Below are 17,674 nucleotides of genomic sequence, written 5' to 3'. Positions count from 1 at the left end.
CCCCCCCCCCCGAAAAATTTTGAAAAATTTTTAAAAAATAAGGGCGCCGGGAACCTTACGTTCCCGGCGCCCACTCCCCAGCTGTTCATACCTCAGCGGGATTCAATTTAGAGGCGGAAGAAGCCTTCCACCGCGCGCGTCATGTACGCCATATCGTCCACATGGCACATCTCGCGCATCGAGTGCATCGACAGCAGGCCAATACCCACATCCACGGTGCGCATGCCCAGGCGAGTCGCCGTAATCGGGCCAATCGTCGAGCCGCACGGCATATTGTTATTCGACACGAACTCCTGATACGGCACACCGGCCTTCGCACACGCCGCGGCAAACACGCCGGCACCCACCGAATCCGTCGCGTAACGCTGGTTCGCGTTAATCTTCAGCAGCGGGCCGCCACCGGGCAGCGGCTGCACGGTCGGGTCGTGGTGACCCTGATAGTTCGGGTGCACCAGGTGACCGGCATCAGCCGACAGGCAGAACGAGGCCGCCACCGAACGGCGGTACTCCTCCGTGCTCTCGCCGCGCGCGGCGGACAGGCGCACCAGAATATCCTCCAGGAACGGACCGGCCGCACCACTACGCGACTCCGAGCCCAACTCCTCGTGGTCGAACGCCGCAAGCATCACAGTCTCGGTAGCGTGCTCGTCCGCGTTATCGGCAACGTAACGCTCCAGGGCGGTCAAACCCGCATGCACCGAAGACAGGTTATCCAGGCGACCGGAAGCGAACAGCTCCTGATCCGCACCAAAACGGCGCGGCGGCTGCGAATCAGCAAACAGCAGGTCGTAACCCACAATACTTTCCGGGTCGACCGGCTCGCCGTCAATCACGTACTTCGCCATATAGCCGAGCACGTCGTTCTCCGCCGGGTCCACACCCCACACGGGGTACATGTTGAACTGTTTGTCCAGGGCCAGTTCGTTGCGCTTGTGGTCCAGGTGCGGTGCCAACTGCGGGATGCGCGCAATCGGACCGGTGCGCACCAGGCGGTCCTTCAGCTCCCCGCCCTCAAGGACGGTGAGGCGGCCCGCCACGCACAGCTCGCGGTCCAGGAAGGAGTTCAGCAGTGCACCACCGTAGTTCTCCACGGCAATCTGGTGCCAGCCCTTCGTGGTGATAGAGGAGGAGGGCTTGACCTTCAGGGAGGGCGAGTCGGTGTGCGCACCCAGCACGCGGTAGCCGCTTGCCTTCTGCGCCTTCGCGCCGCCAGCCCAGGCGATAATCGCGCCGTCACGGACGACGAAGTGGCGGCCGGTTGCGATCTGCGGGTCCCATGCTTCGGTCTCTACAAGCTCGGTGAAGCCTGCTGCCTGCAGGCGGCGCGCTACCGTGCGCGCGGCGAGGTAAGAGACCGGCGACTCCGCCACGAATGCGGCGAGGTCTTCAATATTTTTTACAGCATCAACAGTCATGGTTTAACCCTACCTTTTCTTGGGTGTTGACGGGGTGACCGGGGCCGATAATCCACGCGGTGTGGAGTATGAGCCCTGGTGAGGCTCGAATGGAGCGGGGTGGGCGGGCTGGGGTAGCTGGTCTAGAGCAACCCACAAATAGCCTACTTATCAACCTTGAGCGGTTGTGTTTCACGTGAAACCTCGCCGCGGCGAGCGCGTGCATTGAAGATCAGGCAGGCGAGCACCACGTACACGCCTTCCAGGGCGATGCCCTGCAGCGCATCCACGGGGGTCACACCCTCGGAGGCGAACGGATCCAGACCAGCCACCATGGACAGCAGCATCAGGATCACGTTATTTGCCACGTGCAGGCTGATGGAGGCTTCCAGACCGCCGGTGTACCAGCAGAGGAAACCCGCGTAAATACCCATCGCGAGAATCGTGCTCTGACCCCAGGGGTCGTAGGCGTGGGAGAGCATGAACAGCACGGCGGGCAGCACAATCGACAGCCAGGGGGTGCGGAGCCAGCGGCCCAGCATCTGCATCATGAAGCCGCGGTAGGCGAGCTCTTCGGCGTAGCACTGCACGGGTACCAGGAGCAGCATCATCGCCACATAAACCCAAAATTCAACCTGTGGAGGTTGAAAATAGCGGTATTCGGGCAGGCTCTCACCGCTCAACGCCAGCATCACGGCGTAGTAGATGCCGTAGACAGCGAAGCTCAAACCCAGGTACGGAAGCAGCAGTGAGCGGCGCAGACGGCCCGCCACCGAATGAATCAGACCCCAGGGCTTCGGGCCCACGACCAGGCGCGCCAGAAAGAGCGAAGGCACAATGGCGATCAGGGAGAGGAAGGTCAGGGCGAACAGTGCCGGGTGTTCCATAATGACGGAGCGGTTCGTCGCTACATCCTGGAGGGAAAGTCCCGAACCCATAATCGTCGCAGCCAGGGCAACTGAAATGATCAGGTTGAGGCCAATAAATACGGCGACGCCGAGCAGACCTTCCAGCAGGGGTGAGAACCAGCGGGATTTCGGGTCGGCGTGGGAGAGACGGTGGTAGGCAAGACCTGCAACAGGCGCAGGAGCAGCGGGGGTTCCGGCGGCTACCTGCGGGGGTGCGGGAGGCGGTGTCGTGTTCATTCTTTAATCCTAGCCTTCGCGGGGTTGATTGTGACCGGGCATGCGGCAACCTTCAAGTGCTGATTGATACGGAATATTCCAAAACCATTGAAAAAGCCGTGAATAAGGCTAAAAACCCACCATTCACGGGGTTCATTTTCTGAACCTATGCCATAATTTGTAGCGATAATACGCTCATATACATAGTCGCTGATGACTGCTCTTCCGGGGTGTTTTTTCAGCACCAGAAAGGCTGCTTTCTTATGGCACTCGTCTTCAATCCGCCGCCCAACTGGCCCGCTCCTCCTGCCGGATGGGCCCCCACTCCTACGTGGCGCCCCGACCCCGCGTGGGGTCCCGTTCCTGAAGGCTGGCAGCTGTGGGTCGAAGAGCCCGAGCCCGAACCCATTCAGGTTGAAGAGGCTACTATTGAGCCGCTGATTCCCGAGGAGCCCGCTGCTGAGGCGGCTCCCGCTGAGCAGGTTGCTGAGCCTGCTGTTGAGGCACCCGCGGCTGAGCCTGTTGAGGCTGAGCAGCCCGCCGAGGCTGCGGCACCGCTGACCGTTGAGGACGTTGACCTGGAGCAGCTCGCCGCTGAGCTCGAAGGTGAGCAAATCGTCGAGGTTCCGGAGGTGGCAGCACCCCAGGCTGAGGCATCCCAGGCTGAGGCACAGCAGGTAGAGGCACCCGCGGCTGAGTCCGCTGAGGAGTCCACCGAGCCCAAGCCGATGCGTCACCTGACTCAGGTTCCACTGACCGGCACCGCTCTGCCCGAGCAGGTTCTCGCATCCCAGTCTCCCGCAGTTGAAGAAGCTGCAGCTGAAGAGGCTCCCGTTGCTGAGCCCGCACTGTCCGAGCCCGCTGTTTCCGAACCTGCCGCTTCTGAGCCGGTCGTTTCCGAACCTGTTGCAGAGCCCGCTGTTTCCGAGCCTGTTGCAGAGCCCGTTGTTGTTGAGCCCGTCGCCGAGGTTGCTCCCGAGGCACCGGTGGTAGCTGAGCCGGCATCTGAGCCCGTCGCTGAGGCACCCGCCTCCACCGAAGAGGCTGCCCACACTATCGAGAGCTCCCCGCTCGTTGAGTTCCACACCCCCGAAACCGAGCGCACCGTCAACCTGTCCGAGCGTACCGTGAACCTCTCGGAACAGCCCGGTCAGAACATGCAGCCCGGCCAGAACGCACAGTTCATCCCGGCGGGTCAGGCACCGAACGGCTTCCAGCCGAACCAGGCTGATGGTTTCCAGGGTGAGGGCTTCCAGGGCCAGAACTTCCAGGGTGGCCAGTACCAGGGTCAGGGTTTCCAGGACGGCCAGAATGTCCAGGGCGGCCAGTACCAGAACAACCCCTACCAGGGTCAGCCGTACAACGCTCAGCAGCCCTACGCAGGTCAGGTGTCCGATCAGGACCAGGCAACCGTGGCACTGAGCAACCCCTACGTCACCGAGCCCGCAGGTCAGGGCGAGGACGACTCCGAGAAGAAGGGTCTGTTCTCCGGCACCAAGATTTGGGGTGTTATCGGTGGTGCGTTGGCTCTGCTGATTGTTATCATCCTGGCGATTGTCATGCTGATTCCGCGTGGCGGCTCGAACCCCACCTCCGATTCTGCGGCAGCATCGAGCGCGGCGGCTACTTCCGCTGAGGCGTCCTCCGCGGCGGCATCCTCTGAGGCTTCTTCCGCAGCGCCCGCATCTGAGAGCGCGGCAGCGGCTTCGGCTTCTTCCGCAGCGCCGGTTGCTGCTGCTGAAGCGAAGATGCCCGAGGGTGAGTTCAAGGAATACAAGAAGACCGTCACCGACAACAAGGACACCATCGAGATTGAGAAGCTCAAGGGCGATGTGTCCGCAGGCCTGCTCTACTACGAGTTCAAGCCCGCAGACGGTGTGGTTAACGCCTTCATCTCCAGCCGTGATGAGAAGGGCAACAGCAGCGCAGGTGTGAGCGTTATCGACTCGACCCGCGACGGCAAGGAGCTCAAGGGCACCGCATGGATCGACGCGAGCGGCCACTCCACCCCCACCCGTAAGCTGGACCTGACTGGTAAGGGCGAATGGACCATCCGCGTCTACGATGCAGACTCCGCACCCCACTACAAGAAGGGTGAGAAGTTCCAGAGCACCATGAACTACTACGCTTTCACCTACGAAGGCACCGAGGCGACCATGGAGTTCCAGACCAGCGGCCCGACCACCCGCGGCTTCACCGTTCTGAACGCGACCAAGAACGACCCGTTCTTCTCCTCGACCATCCCGACCGTGAAGAGCAGCATGCAGTGGGTTCAGAGCAACAAGAGCTACATGCAGGTTCGTACCGACTCCAACATTACTTGGAGCATCGGCACTAACTAGCAGCGTGACTGACTAGATCTGTAGGCTGGGCATAAAAGTATCCCCCGCACCCGTGATAGGTGCGGGGGATACTTTTATGCCCGGTGAAAGCTGTGCACCTGCTGGAGGCGCTAGCCGCCGTGAGCGGGCGGCTCCTTTAGCGGGAGTACTTCGCCTCCGCCAGTTCGGCGCCCGCGGCGTGTGCTGCACGCTCCACCAGCTGACGATTCGCCAGGTACACGAAGAACGTCACCAGGATAAACAGGTACATCAGCTGGTACGGCATGGTGCCCGCCATCAGGCCCAGGGAGCCTTCAGGCACCATCAGAATCTGATCCGAGTTGAAGTGCGGGGAGAACGCCAGCACAATCCAGAACGGCGAAATGTACATGCCCACCAGCGCCGCGGTCGCCAAGATAACAGCCAGCGTGAAGACGAAGGAACTGACCCGCTGGTACATGAGCGGGAAGATTTCCATGACCACGGCGGCGAGCATCAGCGGATACCAGGTGTTGTGGTGCGACCAGCTAATCGGCGAAATCTGCAGCATCATGAACGCGGTCAGCGCCAGCTGCGCCATGAGCGCGCGGGCACGAATCAGCGGAACCAACAGAACCGCCGTAACCAGCACAATCAGCAGGGTCAACGCCACTTGCACCACCGACAGGGCGGTAGCCGTCAGGTGATGCTGCAGGCCCGCGTGGGTCAGCGTACCCATAATTGACACGTTATCGAAGTAGCTGAACCAGCCCACACGCGAGGTGTCATGCACCGCGTGGAACCAGAACGTCAGCGACTCCTCACGGATCACCAGGAAGCCGATACCCACGGTCGCGGCGAAGCTCGCGCCCAGGGTCGCGATGCCCTTCCAGTCCTTACGCATGAGCAACAGCAGACCGAACGCGAGCGGGGTCAACTTAATACCCGCGGCAATACCCAGCAGTACGCCGCGCGGAACGCGGGTTGCCGGGCGCATAAAATCGGCGAGAATCAGCATCAGAATGATGGCGTTAATCTGCCCAAAATGCGTGGTCAAACGCCACGGGCCGCACATCCAAATCAGCGCCGCAATCAGCGACACCATACCCCAATGACCCAGGTGCTTCTGCAACGGCAGACGCCACGAGCGGCTACGGGCGTAGCAGTACAGCAGGTACGCGCACCAGTAGCTGAGCGCGCAAATAATGGCGGTAATCAGCAGCATGCTCTGCGGCTCGGTGAGGAACGCGAGCGGGTAGAAGAGCAGCGCCGCAAACGGCGGGTAGGTAAACGGCAGGCCGCGCGTGTGGAAGGTGTACAGCTGGTAGCCGTCCGGGCCGTCCGCGAGGGAGACAGCGCCCAGGCGGTACACGTAAATATCGTCAGCCGCCGCGTGCGTCACGTAGTCGAAGGCGTAGAGGGCAACCAGGATAAACAGCAGGTGCGCCCAGAGAGCGCCGCTGCGCATGCCGGGGATGCGGTCAAAGAAGCTGCGACGCGCAGGTTTTGTGGGCTCTGCGGCAGGCTCCGCGCTTTCTACAGCGCTTTCAGCAGCCGGTTCCGCAACCGGTGCAGGTTCAGCAGTAGAGCCAGCCGAAGCCCACGGGATTATAGGCGCTACCGCCTCGGTATTCTCCACGGTCGTAGCTAAGTTCTTGTCAGTATTCTTCACAGGGGTCTTTTCTAGCTCTTTGTCGCGGCTCACGCGGTTGCCTCACGAGAATCAGCGGCACGCACAGACTCGGCACTCTCGGTCACCAGGGCACTCTGGGTCACCAGTGCACGGGCTCCCCACCAGCCCAGCGGCGCATCGCTTTCGGCTGATTCAACCGGAGCGGTACGCACCGGCGTACTCAGCGCGGCTACCGCCCAGAACATGACCGTAGCCCACAGGGCAAAGGAGGGAAAGCCACCAATAGCTACGCCGGGCGCCCATAGGAATTCCAAGCCATTCATATCTAGCTGGGTGATACCGCCAATAATACGCGGCGAAATATACAGGCCCACACCGGCCACCCACGCCAGCACGCACGCAATTTTTCGTGCCGCAGAGGGAAGATACACCATAAAGGTGGGGAATGCGTCCAGGATAAGGGCTGCCAGCAGTAGCGGCAGAAGAACATTGTGGTGCGACCAGCTAATCGGTGAAAGTGCCACCATAAGAGTGCCGGTCACAGCCACCTGTGCAAGGGTTTTGCCGCGGCGTTCAAGCTGGTAGAGCAACACAGCAACCAGGGCAATGCTGAGCGCGGCCAGGGCGTAGAAGCCGAGCTTGAGGGCTGTGCCCTTCAGACCGAAGTGCATGAGCCAACCCTGGATGGAAATATTATCCACGAAGTTAATGTCGCCCACGCGGGATGGGTCAGAGATAGCGGAGAACCAGAATTGGGGAGCCTCATTCGGCAAAAGGATAAAACCGACCGCAATTGTGGCCAGGAAGGTGGCGCCCAGGGCCGCGATGCCCTTCCAGTCGCGGCGCACCAGCAGGATAAGGCCGAAGACCAGCGGAGTAAGCTTTAAGCCACCCGCAATACCGACGAGCACACCGCGCGGCACACGGGTCGCCGGACGCACAAAATCGGCAAGAATCAGCGCCATAATGAGCGGATTAATCTGCATGAGGTGAAAAGTACGTCGCCACGGGCCGCACAGCATCACCACGATGGTCAAGACAGCGATAGTTCCGGTACGGCCGAGGCGACCCTGCAGGGGTAACGCACGACCGGAAGTCTGAGCATAGTTATAGATAGTGGCCGAAAGCCACCAAGCGGCGGCCGTGGTTCCCAGCACCATAATGGCTTTGCCTACCTCAAGCGGCAGGAACGCAAAGGGCAGGAAGACGAGAGCCGCAAACGGCGGATAGGTAAAGGGGAGCTTCAACACCCCAATTTCAATAAATACTGGCGCGTATAGATCCTCGGTAAACCCTTCATTGTCGAAGATGGTCATGGCACCCATGCGATAGATGGAAAAGTCCAGGCCGCCGAAGGGGACAATAAGGATTTCAAAGAGGTAACCGCACACCACCATGAGGATGAGTGCCACAATAGCGATCTTTCCCCAGATGGGGGTGGTGGAGTCAGTCCTTGTCACGAGGTGCTTGTCCTTACCTTGGTGCCGGCGGATGCGCGCGTAGGGTGGGCGGGCATCTGATTTTGGAATCCTAATAGTTTATCGTGCGCACCTGTGAAGGATGCATTGGGGAGAAGATTCACAGGGGAAGAATCACTTGAGCGCACTAGCACAACTATCACGATATGAGCCGCCTTCATATGCACGTCATGTCTTCAAAATTGGTACTATCCGGGCAATATAATGGGCTTATTGGCACCCACCCCAACGCAGGGGTGCCGGGTGCCGACCCGCACACCGACGTCCACGAACAACCAGCAGTGAAAGCAGTGATCACGTGAGTGAACATCTCGGCACCCCACCCGAAGGTGAGAACACGAGCGGCAAGCCCGCAAACGTCTCCGGAGGCGGCTCCTCCGGCCTGAGCATTGGCGCGCGTCCGGCTGATGTGCCCGGCGCGAACCTCACCCCCGAAGAGATTGCACGCCGCGCATCCGGTCGCGGTACGTGGCATCGTCGCGCCTCCAAGCCGGTCTCCCACTGGATGTTTACCCTTATCGGCGTACTTCTGCTGCACAGGTTTATCCCGAATAGCGGCTGGCTGATGGTGCACATTGTCACCCTCGGCCTGATTACGAACTCGATTCTGATTTGGTCGCAGCACTTCACCGAAGCGCTCATGAAAATCAAGATTCCTGACGAGCACCGCGGAACCCAGGTGCGCCGAATCTTCATTCTGAACGCCGGTATTCTCGTGCTCATGGTCGGCATGGTCGGTCAGCTGAGTGTGCCCGACCTCTACGCCGCCACGGTGGTGGGCGCCCTCATTGTCGGTTCGATGGTCGCCTGGCACGGCATCTACCTGCTGAAGCAGGTGCGTCAGGCTCTGCCCTCGCGGTTCGGTGTGACCATTCGCTTCTACATTGTTGCGGCGCTGCTGCTGCCCCTCGGTGCGGCGTTTGGCGGCATGATTGCCTACCCGAACCTGTCCGGCACCCTGCATTCGCAGTTCCTGCTCGCGCACGAAGCAGTGAACGTGCTCGGCTTCGTCGGTATTACCGCGGTGGGTACGCTGGTGACGTTCTGGCCGACCATGCTGCGCACGAAGATGGTGGATAAGGCGCTCACCCACAGCCTGCGCGCCCTGTACCTGATGTGCGGTGGCTTGGCGTTGACCGTTGTCGGCGCGATTTTTGGGATGCGTCCGCTCGCCGCAGCTGGCCTGGTCGTCTACCTGGTTGCCCTGCTGATTGTCGCCTGGGTAATGGTGCGTACCCTGCGCACCAAGCGCCCGAACGAGTACCCGCCCATGAGCGTGGGTATGGGCTTCCTCTGGCTGATTGTTGGTGTAGCAGCGACCGCCTACCTGGTGGCGACCGTCCCCTTCGCGCAGCTGGACATGCGCGCCGTGACCCCCATCTTTGTGGTCGGCTTCCTGCTGCAGCTGCTGCTCGGCGCGATGAGCTACCTGCTGCCGCAGCGCATGGGTGGCGGCCCGGCGGTGGTGCGCGCCTCCAACAAGGAGTTCAGCCGTTTCGCGGCGGCACGCGTAACCGCCGTGAACCTGGCGCTGCTCATCTTCATGATGCCCAGCTCCATGGTGGGCCAGTCCATTAAGATTGCCGTCGCTATCGTGGGTGCGTTGGCGCTCATGGCGTTCATTCCGCTCATGGTGCGCGGCGTGAAGGCGTCCGTGAACACCCGCAAGGAAATGATGGCAGCACGCGCCCGCGGCGAGAAGCCCGTCTTCAACCCGGAGGCGCTCACCCCGGAGCCCGTCCCGCACGCCAAGCAGAGCTTCCAGGCGGCGTTGGCGGTTGCCATGGCGTTCCTGCTGGGCTTCGCCGTGAACCCGTCCGCGTTGAACCTGCCGTCGTTCTCCTCGGCGGGTTCCGTGGCTGCAACCGGTCAGACCACCACCGTGCAGGTGAAGGCGACCAGCAACTACCGTTTCACCCCCGCAGAGGTGGAGGTGCCCGCAGGTAACCGTCTGGTCGTCGAGGTCACCAACGACGACCAGGGCATGACCCACGACCTGACCTTCGACAACGGCGCAACCACCGGCACCATCAACCCCGGCGAAACGAAAACCGTTGATGCCGGCGTCATTACCGCCGACCAGGAAGGCTACTGCTCCGTGGCGGGCCACCGCTCCCTCGGCATGGTGTTCAAGGTGAAGGCAACCGGCGCCTCCGCAAACCAGGTGGCGCAGGGTAGCCACAACCACGGTTCTACGGGCACCCACAACCACGCCGCGTCGGGTAGCACCCCGACCCTCATGACCGTTGCGAACAGCAGGATTGACATGTCCGCAGCGCCCGGCAGCGGCTACAAGTACCGCGACCCGAACATCCCGGCACCGAACACCGCCACGCAGGTGAACGGCAAGACCGTCCGCAAGGTCACCCTGGAAGTTGAGGAAGTCGACCGCGAGGTGGCGCCCGGCGTGACCGTTCACATGTGGACGTTCAACGGGCAGAACATGGCACCGATTCTGCGCGGCAAGGTCGGCGACATTTTTGAAATTACACTCATCAATAACGGCACGATGGGCCACTCGCTGGACTTCCACGCGGGCATGGTCTCCCCCGATAACACGATGAAGACCATCGCCCCCGGTGAGCGTCTCGTCTACCGTTTTGAGGCGAAGGGCGCCGGCATCTGGCTGTACCACTGCGGTACCGCCCCGCTGAGCCTGCACATGACCCAGGGCATGTACGGTGCGGTCATCATTGACCCGGCGGACCTTGACCCGGTCGATCACGAGTACGTGATGGTTCAGGGCGAGGCGTACCTGCACGACACCGGCAAGACCGCCTCCGACGGTAACAAGCTAGCGGAGAACTCGCCGGAGCTGATCGCGGCTGGCACCCCCACGCTGACCATGTTTAACGGCCACGCAACCCAGTACAAGGCGAAGCCGCTGCAGGTGAAGAAGGGCGAGCGTATCCGTGTTTGGGTAATGGCTGCGGGCCCGAACCACGGCACGAGCTTCCACGTGGTTGGTTCGCAGTTCGACACGGTCTACAAGGAGGGCGGCTACCTGATGCGCCGCGGGGCGGATGCGTTCGGTAGCCGTGACGGCCACAGCCAGGCACTGGATTTGGCGCCCGCTCAGGGCGGCTTCGTGGAGATGCAGTTCTTGGAATCTGGCACCTACGTGTTCGTGAATCACTCCTTCTCGGAGATGGAGCGCGGTGCCGCCGGCAAGATCGTGGTCACTGACCGCTAGTAGTCACTGATCGCTAGTAGTGGTTGCCCGCTAAACCCTCACGATAGGCGCTTCTAGCGCCCGTGAGAGGCCGACCCCGCCCGGTGCATCCTGTGAGTGGATGCGCCGTGCGGGGTCTTTTTGCACTGTTTTTCTGCGCCGTCTTTTTGCCCTGCACAGGCTCCCCACAGAGCCGATACAGAGCCATCCCAGAGCCCCTGCACACGCCCCGGCAGGAGCCTGCACGCACCACGGCGAACTATGCTATTAGCCTCATGGGCGAACTTTTCTTAGCCAGGAGCGGGCATGGTGCGCTAGTCTATAGGAATGGCAGATAGCACTTCGAGCGCCTCTTCCGAGCGCAGCGCTACGGGCGCCAACAACCACATCCCCGCTTCGGCGGACGCACAGACTTCCCCTCGGCAGCGTAAAGCTTTCCCGCTTCGCTTTCTCACCGGGGCACTTGCGCATTGGCAGATTATTGCCTTTGCGGTTCTTTTGGGTGGCGGTGTTGCCGGCCTGGCAGCCACCTATGACGACTACTGCGGTATGACGGAGCTTTCGTATGCTCCGACGGCTCTCCGACCCGATTTTGAGGAGGGCTCTAAGGTGGCGGGTTTCCGTCCCGGCGTGCTGGCGGCGCAGATTGAGACTGAGAGCCACTGGCGTGTGGGCGTTGTGTCCAACCAGGGCGCTAAGGGTATTGCACAGTTCACTGATGATGCGTGGAGCGGCGGCCACTACAGCTTCGGCAATGGCGGTAATGTTCTGAACCCGCACGATGCGATTGCGGCGCAGGCACGCTACCTGGGTGAGTTGCGTACTCGTTTGGCGAAGTACGCCTCCAATGAGGATGAGCTGCAGGATGTGGTTCTCGCCGGTTATAACGCGGGTCCGGGTTCTGTGGAGAAGTACGGCGGTGTTCCCCCGTATGAGGAGACTCAGAATTATGTGAAGTCGATTCGCGAGCTGGCGAATTCGAAGTATAAGCTGACCTGCTCTCCCGAGTACCAGTTCAAGCAGGCGAAGTTGAGCTTCGTGAATGGTGTGACTCCGGCGATGGCTGGTGTTCATGCGGATGGTACGGCTCTGTCCCCGGAGGAGTCGGCATCAGCTGCGGCGGAGGCTTCTGCGAGTGCTTCGGCTCGCGCGTCTGCGAGCGGCTCTGCGGGTTCTTCGGTGAAGCCTTCGGTGACGAGTTCTGGCCACTAAATTCAGTTTTGGATAGCCCACTAGGCTATATAGCCGTCAGGGAATATTCCGTTTTATCTATAGTGAGCGGCTAATACCGGTCGCCACTACCCTACTATTCACTCTTATACTTACTCTTAACAGCGCGAGGCGCCGACCCCCATTCTCAGGGGTTCGGCGCCTCGCCCTTTTAGAGCTGGAGCGTGCCTAGTTGAAGATGGCGCGCACGACCGAGTAGCCGGAGACCGGGTACACGGCGTTCACGGTTGCGGGCTTCTCGCTCTCGTCCGCGATCTCAATGGACTCGGTGCCGCGCAGCAGCTCCTCAAGCAGGATGCGCAGTTCCAGGCGTGCCAGGGGCGCGCCGGGGCATACGTGGATGCCGTCGCCGTACACGAGGTTGCGGGACTGGTCGCGGTGCGGGTTGTAGGTGAGGGCATCTTCGAAGGCGTCCTCGTCGCGGTTGGCACTTGCCCAGTTGATGGTCACGCGGGAGCCGGCGGGCAGGGTGCGGCCGCCGAGTTCGGTGTCCTGAGTGGTGATGCGGCGGTTGGTGACGAGGGTGTCTTCGAGTCGCATGATTTCTTCGACGGCGAGGGCGATTTCGCTGCGGTCGTCGAGTGCGTTGCCGTCGGCGAGGGATGCGCGCAGGCGGTCCTGTTCGGCGCGGTTGCGTGCCAGGAAGTTGACGAATACGCCCACGGTTGCGGAGACGGTGGACAGCTCGCCCACGGTCCAGTTGCGGATGAGGCTGACGATTTCTTCGTCGGTCATGGTGCGGGGTTCTTCGCCGGGCAGCTGCACGGTGTCGGTGAGCAGTTCGGCGGTGACGTCCTTGGGGTTGCCGGCTGCGGCGTCCTCGCGGCGTTCGTCAAGCAGCTGGCGGATGTAGCCGTCGAATTCGAGGGCGACCTTAGCGATTTCTTCACGGTCGCGGCGCAGGGTGGCGACGCGGTTCTTTTCGATCCATTCGGTGAGGGGCTGTTCGAGGCATGCGGGCCAACCCATGAAGGCGTTCTGTACGCGCATTGCGTAGGCCTGTCCGAAGCCCTGCATGACGTCTACTTCTTCGCCGCGGGGTAGTTCTGCGATGAGGGTCTTCACGGCGTCGCGGATGACGGGTGCGAACTTTTCGAGGCGTTCGGGGGTGAAGTATTTGTCGTTGACGGCACGGAAGGTGGTGTGTTCGGGGGTGTCCATGCCGTTGGGGACGGCGATGTGGCGGGTGGAGACGACGTTGGAGTAGATTTCGGGGTGGTCGAGTACGTGTTGTACGTCGGCGTTTTTGAAGACGGAGTAGCCCATGAATTCGTCGTGGGCGACGGGGCAGCGGCGGCGCATTGCGTCGTAGGCGGCTACCTGGTCTTTCTGCACTTCTTCGCTTCGGAGGTCCCAGTCGTTGTGTATGTTCTCAGTCATTGTTCACCCGTGTTCGTTATAGAGTTGTGGCGTGCTGGATGCGGGCGTCCGGGCGATGCGTATGGGGCAGGGTCGGGCGTGCATTTCAGCACGTGAATCCATTAGTTGTTCTTTGACCGTATCACTTATGGGTTGGTGGCGCAGGGTAGGGTTTCCTTGCTTCTCATTCACCGAACAGTGCGGTGCGGCGAGGGGCGGCGGGTCACGGGACGCACGAGGCGGGCGGCACCTCCACCGGGGAGGGGCCGCCCGCCTCATTCTTGCCTAAAAACCGCCGAATCTAGCGCTTGTGTGCGGAGGGGTAGATGCTGCCGTCCATCACGCCACGCTCACTCTACAGGCCGCGATAGACTTCGCGTCGATGACCGACTCGGAAAACTTCAACAACAACCGCACCGTTATCAATGGTGTACAGAATGCGGTAATTCCCTACTCGTGCCCTGTACCCTTCTTCGTCCTGTAGCTTCTTGACTCCCGTCATATATGGGTCATCACCAAGGAATCGGAGGCAGACGATAATTTTCTCGAAGGCTGTCCGGTCTTCTCGTTGGATTTTCTTTAGTTCTTTCGCTGCTTTGCGCGTCAATTCGACCCGGTACACGGGGTTTGAGACATGGTTTGCAGTCATCTGCACCCTTCAGGCAGAGCTTTAAATCTTAACCTCAACCTTAGCAGAAAAAGTGTACACTTTTTACATACTTTACATTGTTGTACTATGTAAGTAGCTCCCCTGGATAGAACCTACACAGGAACTATCCTCGGAGCTAACGGACAAACCCCAGAAAGGAACCAGTCATGACTGTCACCACTCACCGGACTCGTTCCAATGTCACGACTCTTAAAGAACTCCGCGACAACCTCGGAACCAAAGTCAACGAAGCCGTGTTCTCCGGCGAACGTCCCCTCATCAGCCGCAACGGAAAGACTGTTGCCGCGCTCATCTCCTACGAAGATTTGAAGCTGCTGGAAGAGTACGAAGAGCTCCTCGACATTGAGGCTCTTCGCAAGGCACGCGCCGAAGATGACGGCTACCGCATCGGCCTCGACGAGTTCCTCGCAGAGAACCCTACAGACTAGTCTTTCAACGCATATTGCAAGGCGGGCGGCACCTCCACCAGGGAGGGGCCGCCCGCCTCATTCTTGCCTAAAAACCGCCGAATCTAGCGCTTGTGTGCGGAGGGGTAGATGCTGCCGTCCATCACGCCGCGCTCCACCTGCTCCAGGCTCACGCCGCGAGTCTCCGGCAGGTTGCGGAACATCAGCAGCGCAATGACCACGTTCACCACGGCAAAGCCGATGAAGGAGCCAGTCAGACCGACCGCACCCAGAATCACGGGGAACGCCAGCGACAGCACACCGTTCATCATCCAGCCGCTAAACGCCGAAATGCCCATACCCGCCGCACGCACACGCAGCGGGAACAGCTCGCTCATAATCACCCACGTGGACACGTTCAGGCAGGTCTGCATCGCGCCCACAAAGCAGACGATGAGCACCAGCAGAATCCAGGGACGCGCCGCATTATCGGCGGGCAGCAGCATGGACGCGCCCGCAATCAGCACGTGGAAAAACGCGGTCGACGCATAGCCGGTAATGACCATGACGCGGCGCGGTACACGCTCCATCAGGCTGAGCGACAGGATGGAACCAAGCACCGCAATCGTACCCGGCGCAATGTTCGCAATGAGCGCCGCGGATTCGCTGAAACCGGCTTCCTTGAGCACCTTAATGCCGTAGTACATGATCGAGTTGATGCCGGTCAGCTGCTGGCCCGCGCCGACCAGAATACCGACGAGCAGGATGCGCACGAACCAGCCGCGCACGCCCACGCTTTCCTTACCCGCCGCATTGTTCTGGGTGGTCGCCTCCGCCTGCAGGGTGCGTTCAATGTCGGCAATCTCAGCCTCAGCACGCTCGGCGGAGCGGATGCGCTTCATAACCTCAAGAGCCTGTTCACGCTTGCCGACGCGCAGCAGCCAGCGCGGCGACTCGGGCACTCGCAGCATACCGATGAACAGGCCGATGGCGGGCAGGGTGCAGATGGCGAACATCCAGCGCCACACGCCGTCGTGTTCGCCCCATACGTTGCCGATGAGGGCGTTCACGATGAACGCGGCAAGCTGACCGCCCACGACCATGAGTTCGTTGCGGCCGGAGAGGGAGCCTCGAATTTCGTAGGGTGCGAGCTCTGCGAGGAACACGGGCACCACGGCGGAGGCGCCACCGACCGCCAGGCCGAGCAGGGTGCGTCCGGTGATGAGCACGGCGACGTTGGGTGCGAAGACGCACGCCAAGGCGCCGAAGAAGAAGATGGTGGAGAGCCCAATGATGGTGGTTCGGCGGCCGAACCGGTCAGAGATGCGGCCGCATCCGAGCGCACCGATAGCGGCGGCGAAGGCAAGCGATCCGGTGACCCAACCTTGGGCGGTGGAGTCCATGCCGAGTTCGCGGCTCATGGGTTCGAGCGCGCCGTTGATCACTCCGGTGTCGTAGCCGAAGAGCAGACCGCCGAAGGTGGCGATGAGTGCGATGATGCCGAGGTATCGGCTGTGCTTCCCGGTGCCCAGAGGGGGCAGGGTGGAGGCGGTGCTCTGTGCGCTCATGGTGTCCTTTGATGTGCCGGTGGCGGGTGGTCCTGCCGGAGCTGGTTCCAGGCGGCAGGGGTGGGTACATGGGTAAGGTGAGGTGCGTCAGGTTAGACACACCTCACCTAATCCTAGCGAAAACGTTCGGCGGGTGATATTTATTTCTCACCGCGCCTATTTTTCAGCGTATATTACGGCCGACATGTGCGACCGCCTGAGTGCCCCTTTGAGAAGGAGCCCGCGTTTAGAACAGCGCGATCTTCTCGGGTGCGGGGAAGATGGCGTCCAGGGCGGCGAGGTCCTCAGCGTCGAAGCGCAGGCATGCCGCCTGTGCGTTGGCGCGCACCTGCTCGGCGCTGGTTGCACCAGCAATGACGGAGGTGACCGACGACTGCTGTGCGAGCCAGGAGAACGCCGCCTGCGCCTCGGTAATGCCGCGCTCGGTGCAGAAGCTGTGGAAGGCTTCGAGCTGGTCCCAGTTGGCGGCGTCGAGCACGTTCTTTTTGGAGTGGGACAGGCGCGAACCGGCGGGAATGTTGTCGCGGCGGTACTTGCCGGTCAGCAGGCCATTAGCGAGCGGGAAGTACGGCAGCACACCCATGCCGAAATGCCGTGCGGCGGGCAGGATTTCGAGTTCTGCGCGGCGGTCGAGCAGGTTGTAGTGGTTTTCAGCGACGATGAACCGTTCGGTGCCGAGTTCATGGGCGCAGTGTTCGGCGTGGGCGAGCTGCCAGCCGGAGAAGTTGGAGTGGCCCAGGTAGCGGACCTTACCGTCGCGTACGAGCTGGTCGAGGGCGCTGAGGGTCTCTTCAATGGGGGTGTTGGGGTCGGGACTGTGGTAGAAGTACAGGTCGATGTAGTCGGTGCCGAGGCGGCGGAGGGACCCTTCGACGGCGCGCATGATGTAGCGGCGGGATCCGCGGGCGTTGCGGTCGTTGCCGTTGAGGTCGCCGACGGGCAGACCGAATTTGGTGACGATGGTCAGCTCATCGCGGTCGAGGCCGAGCTGGGTGAGGGCGGTGCCGAACATGGTTTCGGAGAGGCCGGGTTCGGCGCCGTAGAGGTCGGCGATGTCGAAGAAGCTGATGCCGGCGTCGACTGCGGCGGCGATGACTTCGTTGGTGCCTTCTTGGGTGCGGGTGGGGGTGCCGGGGCGGCCGAGGTTGTTGCAGCCGATGCCGACGCTGGGTACGACGAGACCGGAGTTGCCGAGCCTGCGGTAGACGGGAGATTCAATACGTTCCATGCTTTTAACTCTACGTTGTGCGGGTATGTTGCGTGGTTATTTCCCCTCCAGTTGGGAGGCGAAGAGCTTTCTGAAGCGTGATGTGGGGTCGGTCGTTAGGTCCCGGTAGGTTCCTTGCTCCACCACACACCC

General features: G+C 61.4%; 12 protein-coding genes. 4 read left to right on the top strand and 8 right to left on the bottom strand.

Annotated features, from left to right (window positions below; all coding sequences use genetic code 11):
* Positions 1-107 precede the first annotated feature (107 nt).
* Positions 108-1,415: a M18 family aminopeptidase gene (locus tag HMPREF2779_RS05850; protein WP_105361055.1), complete on the bottom strand. Its 1,308-nt coding sequence runs from the start codon at positions 1,413-1,415 to the stop codon at positions 108-110.
* 143 nt (positions 1,416-1,558) lie between these two features.
* Positions 1,559-2,539: a CPBP family intramembrane glutamic endopeptidase gene (locus HMPREF2779_RS05845; protein ID WP_070685135.1), complete on the bottom strand. Its 981-nt coding sequence runs from the start codon at positions 2,537-2,539 to the stop codon at positions 1,559-1,561.
* A gap of 242 nt (positions 2,540-2,781) precedes the next feature.
* Between HMPREF2779_RS05845 and HMPREF2779_RS05840 the strand changes: the two genes are divergently transcribed.
* Complete coding sequence (locus HMPREF2779_RS05840) at positions 2,782-4,860, top strand: hypothetical protein (RefSeq protein WP_105361054.1); 2,079 nt, start codon at positions 2,782-2,784, stop codon at positions 4,858-4,860.
* A 136-nt stretch (positions 4,861-4,996) separates the two neighbouring features.
* Here HMPREF2779_RS05840 and HMPREF2779_RS05835 read toward each other — a convergent pair whose 3' ends face one another.
* Both HMPREF2779_RS05835 and HMPREF2779_RS05830 read right to left on the bottom strand, forming a co-directional pair.
* On the bottom strand, positions 4,997-6,490 hold the full coding sequence (locus tag HMPREF2779_RS05835) for a glycosyltransferase 87 family protein (RefSeq protein WP_105361131.1): 1,494 nt from the start codon (positions 6,488-6,490) through the stop codon (positions 4,997-4,999).
* A gap of 29 nt (positions 6,491-6,519) precedes the next feature.
* The gene (locus tag HMPREF2779_RS05830; RefSeq protein ID WP_070685128.1) at positions 6,520-7,911 is read right to left on the bottom strand and encodes a glycosyltransferase 87 family protein; all 1,392 of its coding nucleotides are present in this window, start codon (positions 7,909-7,911) and stop codon (positions 6,520-6,522) included.
* Positions 7,912-8,227: 316 nt separating this feature from the next.
* Here HMPREF2779_RS05830 and HMPREF2779_RS05825 point away from each other — a divergent pair, with 316 nt between their 5' ends.
* On the top strand, positions 8,228-11,122 hold the full coding sequence (locus HMPREF2779_RS05825) for a multicopper oxidase domain-containing protein (protein ID WP_105361053.1): 2,895 nt from the start codon (positions 8,228-8,230) through the stop codon (positions 11,120-11,122).
* A 306-nt stretch (positions 11,123-11,428) separates the two neighbouring features.
* Positions 11,429-12,313, top strand: a complete 885-nt coding sequence (locus HMPREF2779_RS09195) for a lytic transglycosylase domain-containing protein (protein WP_105361052.1) — start codon at positions 11,429-11,431, stop codon at positions 12,311-12,313.
* A 186-nt stretch (positions 12,314-12,499) separates the two neighbouring features.
* Here the strand turns inward: HMPREF2779_RS09195 and HMPREF2779_RS05815 are convergent, their stop codons facing one another.
* Positions 12,500-13,711 (bottom strand): cytochrome P450, encoded by a 1,212-nt coding sequence (locus tag HMPREF2779_RS05815; protein ID WP_070685122.1) that lies wholly within the window; start codon positions 13,709-13,711, stop codon positions 12,500-12,502.
* Positions 13,712-14,045: 334 nt separating this feature from the next.
* Positions 14,046-14,339 (bottom strand): type II toxin-antitoxin system RelE family toxin, encoded by a 294-nt coding sequence (locus HMPREF2779_RS05810; RefSeq protein WP_070685913.1) that lies wholly within the window; start codon positions 14,337-14,339, stop codon positions 14,046-14,048.
* A gap of 167 nt (positions 14,340-14,506) precedes the next feature.
* Between HMPREF2779_RS05810 and HMPREF2779_RS05805 the strand changes: the two genes are divergently transcribed.
* Positions 14,507-14,788 (top strand): type II toxin-antitoxin system prevent-host-death family antitoxin, encoded by a 282-nt coding sequence (locus HMPREF2779_RS05805; RefSeq protein WP_070685915.1) that lies wholly within the window; start codon positions 14,507-14,509, stop codon positions 14,786-14,788.
* Between the two features lie 83 nt (positions 14,789-14,871).
* On the opposite strand, the gene HMPREF2779_RS05800 is transcribed toward HMPREF2779_RS05805, so the two are convergent.
* Together HMPREF2779_RS05800 and HMPREF2779_RS05795 are read right to left on the bottom strand one after the other, a co-directional pair.
* A complete protein-coding gene (locus HMPREF2779_RS05800) occupies positions 14,872-16,314 on the bottom strand; it encodes a sugar porter family MFS transporter (RefSeq protein WP_105361051.1) in 1,443 nt (480 codons plus the stop codon).
* Positions 16,315-16,540: 226 nt separating this feature from the next.
* Positions 16,541-17,542 carry an aldo/keto reductase gene (locus HMPREF2779_RS05795; protein WP_070685919.1) on the bottom strand — a complete coding sequence of 334 codons (1,002 nt, stop codon included), beginning with the start codon at positions 17,540-17,542 and terminating at the stop codon, positions 16,541-16,543.
* Positions 17,543-17,674 lie beyond the last annotated feature (132 nt).

Origin of the sequence: Rothia sp. HMSC069C03 (genome assembly GCF_001811075.1) — a bacterium.
Lineage (GTDB): Bacteria > Actinomycetota > Actinomycetes > Actinomycetales > Micrococcaceae > Rothia > Rothia mucilaginosa.
This window is presented reverse-complemented; position numbering and strand designations above follow the sequence as displayed.

Coding starts and splice junctions, on each gene's coding strand:
- HMPREF2779_RS09195 (WP_105361052.1), top strand. CDS start 11,429: ATGGCAGATAGCACTTCGAGCGCCTCTTCCGAGCGCAGCGCTACGGGC.
- HMPREF2779_RS05800 (WP_105361051.1), bottom strand. CDS start 16,314: ATGAGCGCACAGAGCACCGCCTCCACCCTGCCCCCTCTGGGCACCGGG.
- HMPREF2779_RS05845 (WP_070685135.1), bottom strand. CDS start 2,539: ATGAACACGACACCGCCTCCCGCACCCCCGCAGGTAGCCGCCGGAACC.
- HMPREF2779_RS05795 (WP_070685919.1), bottom strand. CDS start 17,542: ATGGAACGTATTGAATCTCCCGTCTACCGCAGGCTCGGCAACTCCGGT.
- HMPREF2779_RS05840 (WP_105361054.1), top strand. CDS start 2,782: ATGGCACTCGTCTTCAATCCGCCGCCCAACTGGCCCGCTCCTCCTGCC.
- HMPREF2779_RS05815 (WP_070685122.1), bottom strand. CDS start 13,711: ATGACTGAGAACATACACAACGACTGGGACCTCCGAAGCGAAGAAGTG.
- HMPREF2779_RS05850 (WP_105361055.1), bottom strand. CDS start 1,415: ATGACTGTTGATGCTGTAAAAAATATTGAAGACCTCGCCGCATTCGTG.
- HMPREF2779_RS05810 (WP_070685913.1), bottom strand. CDS start 14,339: ATGACTGCAAACCATGTCTCAAACCCCGTGTACCGGGTCGAATTGACG.
- HMPREF2779_RS05805 (WP_070685915.1), top strand. CDS start 14,507: ATGACTGTCACCACTCACCGGACTCGTTCCAATGTCACGACTCTTAAA.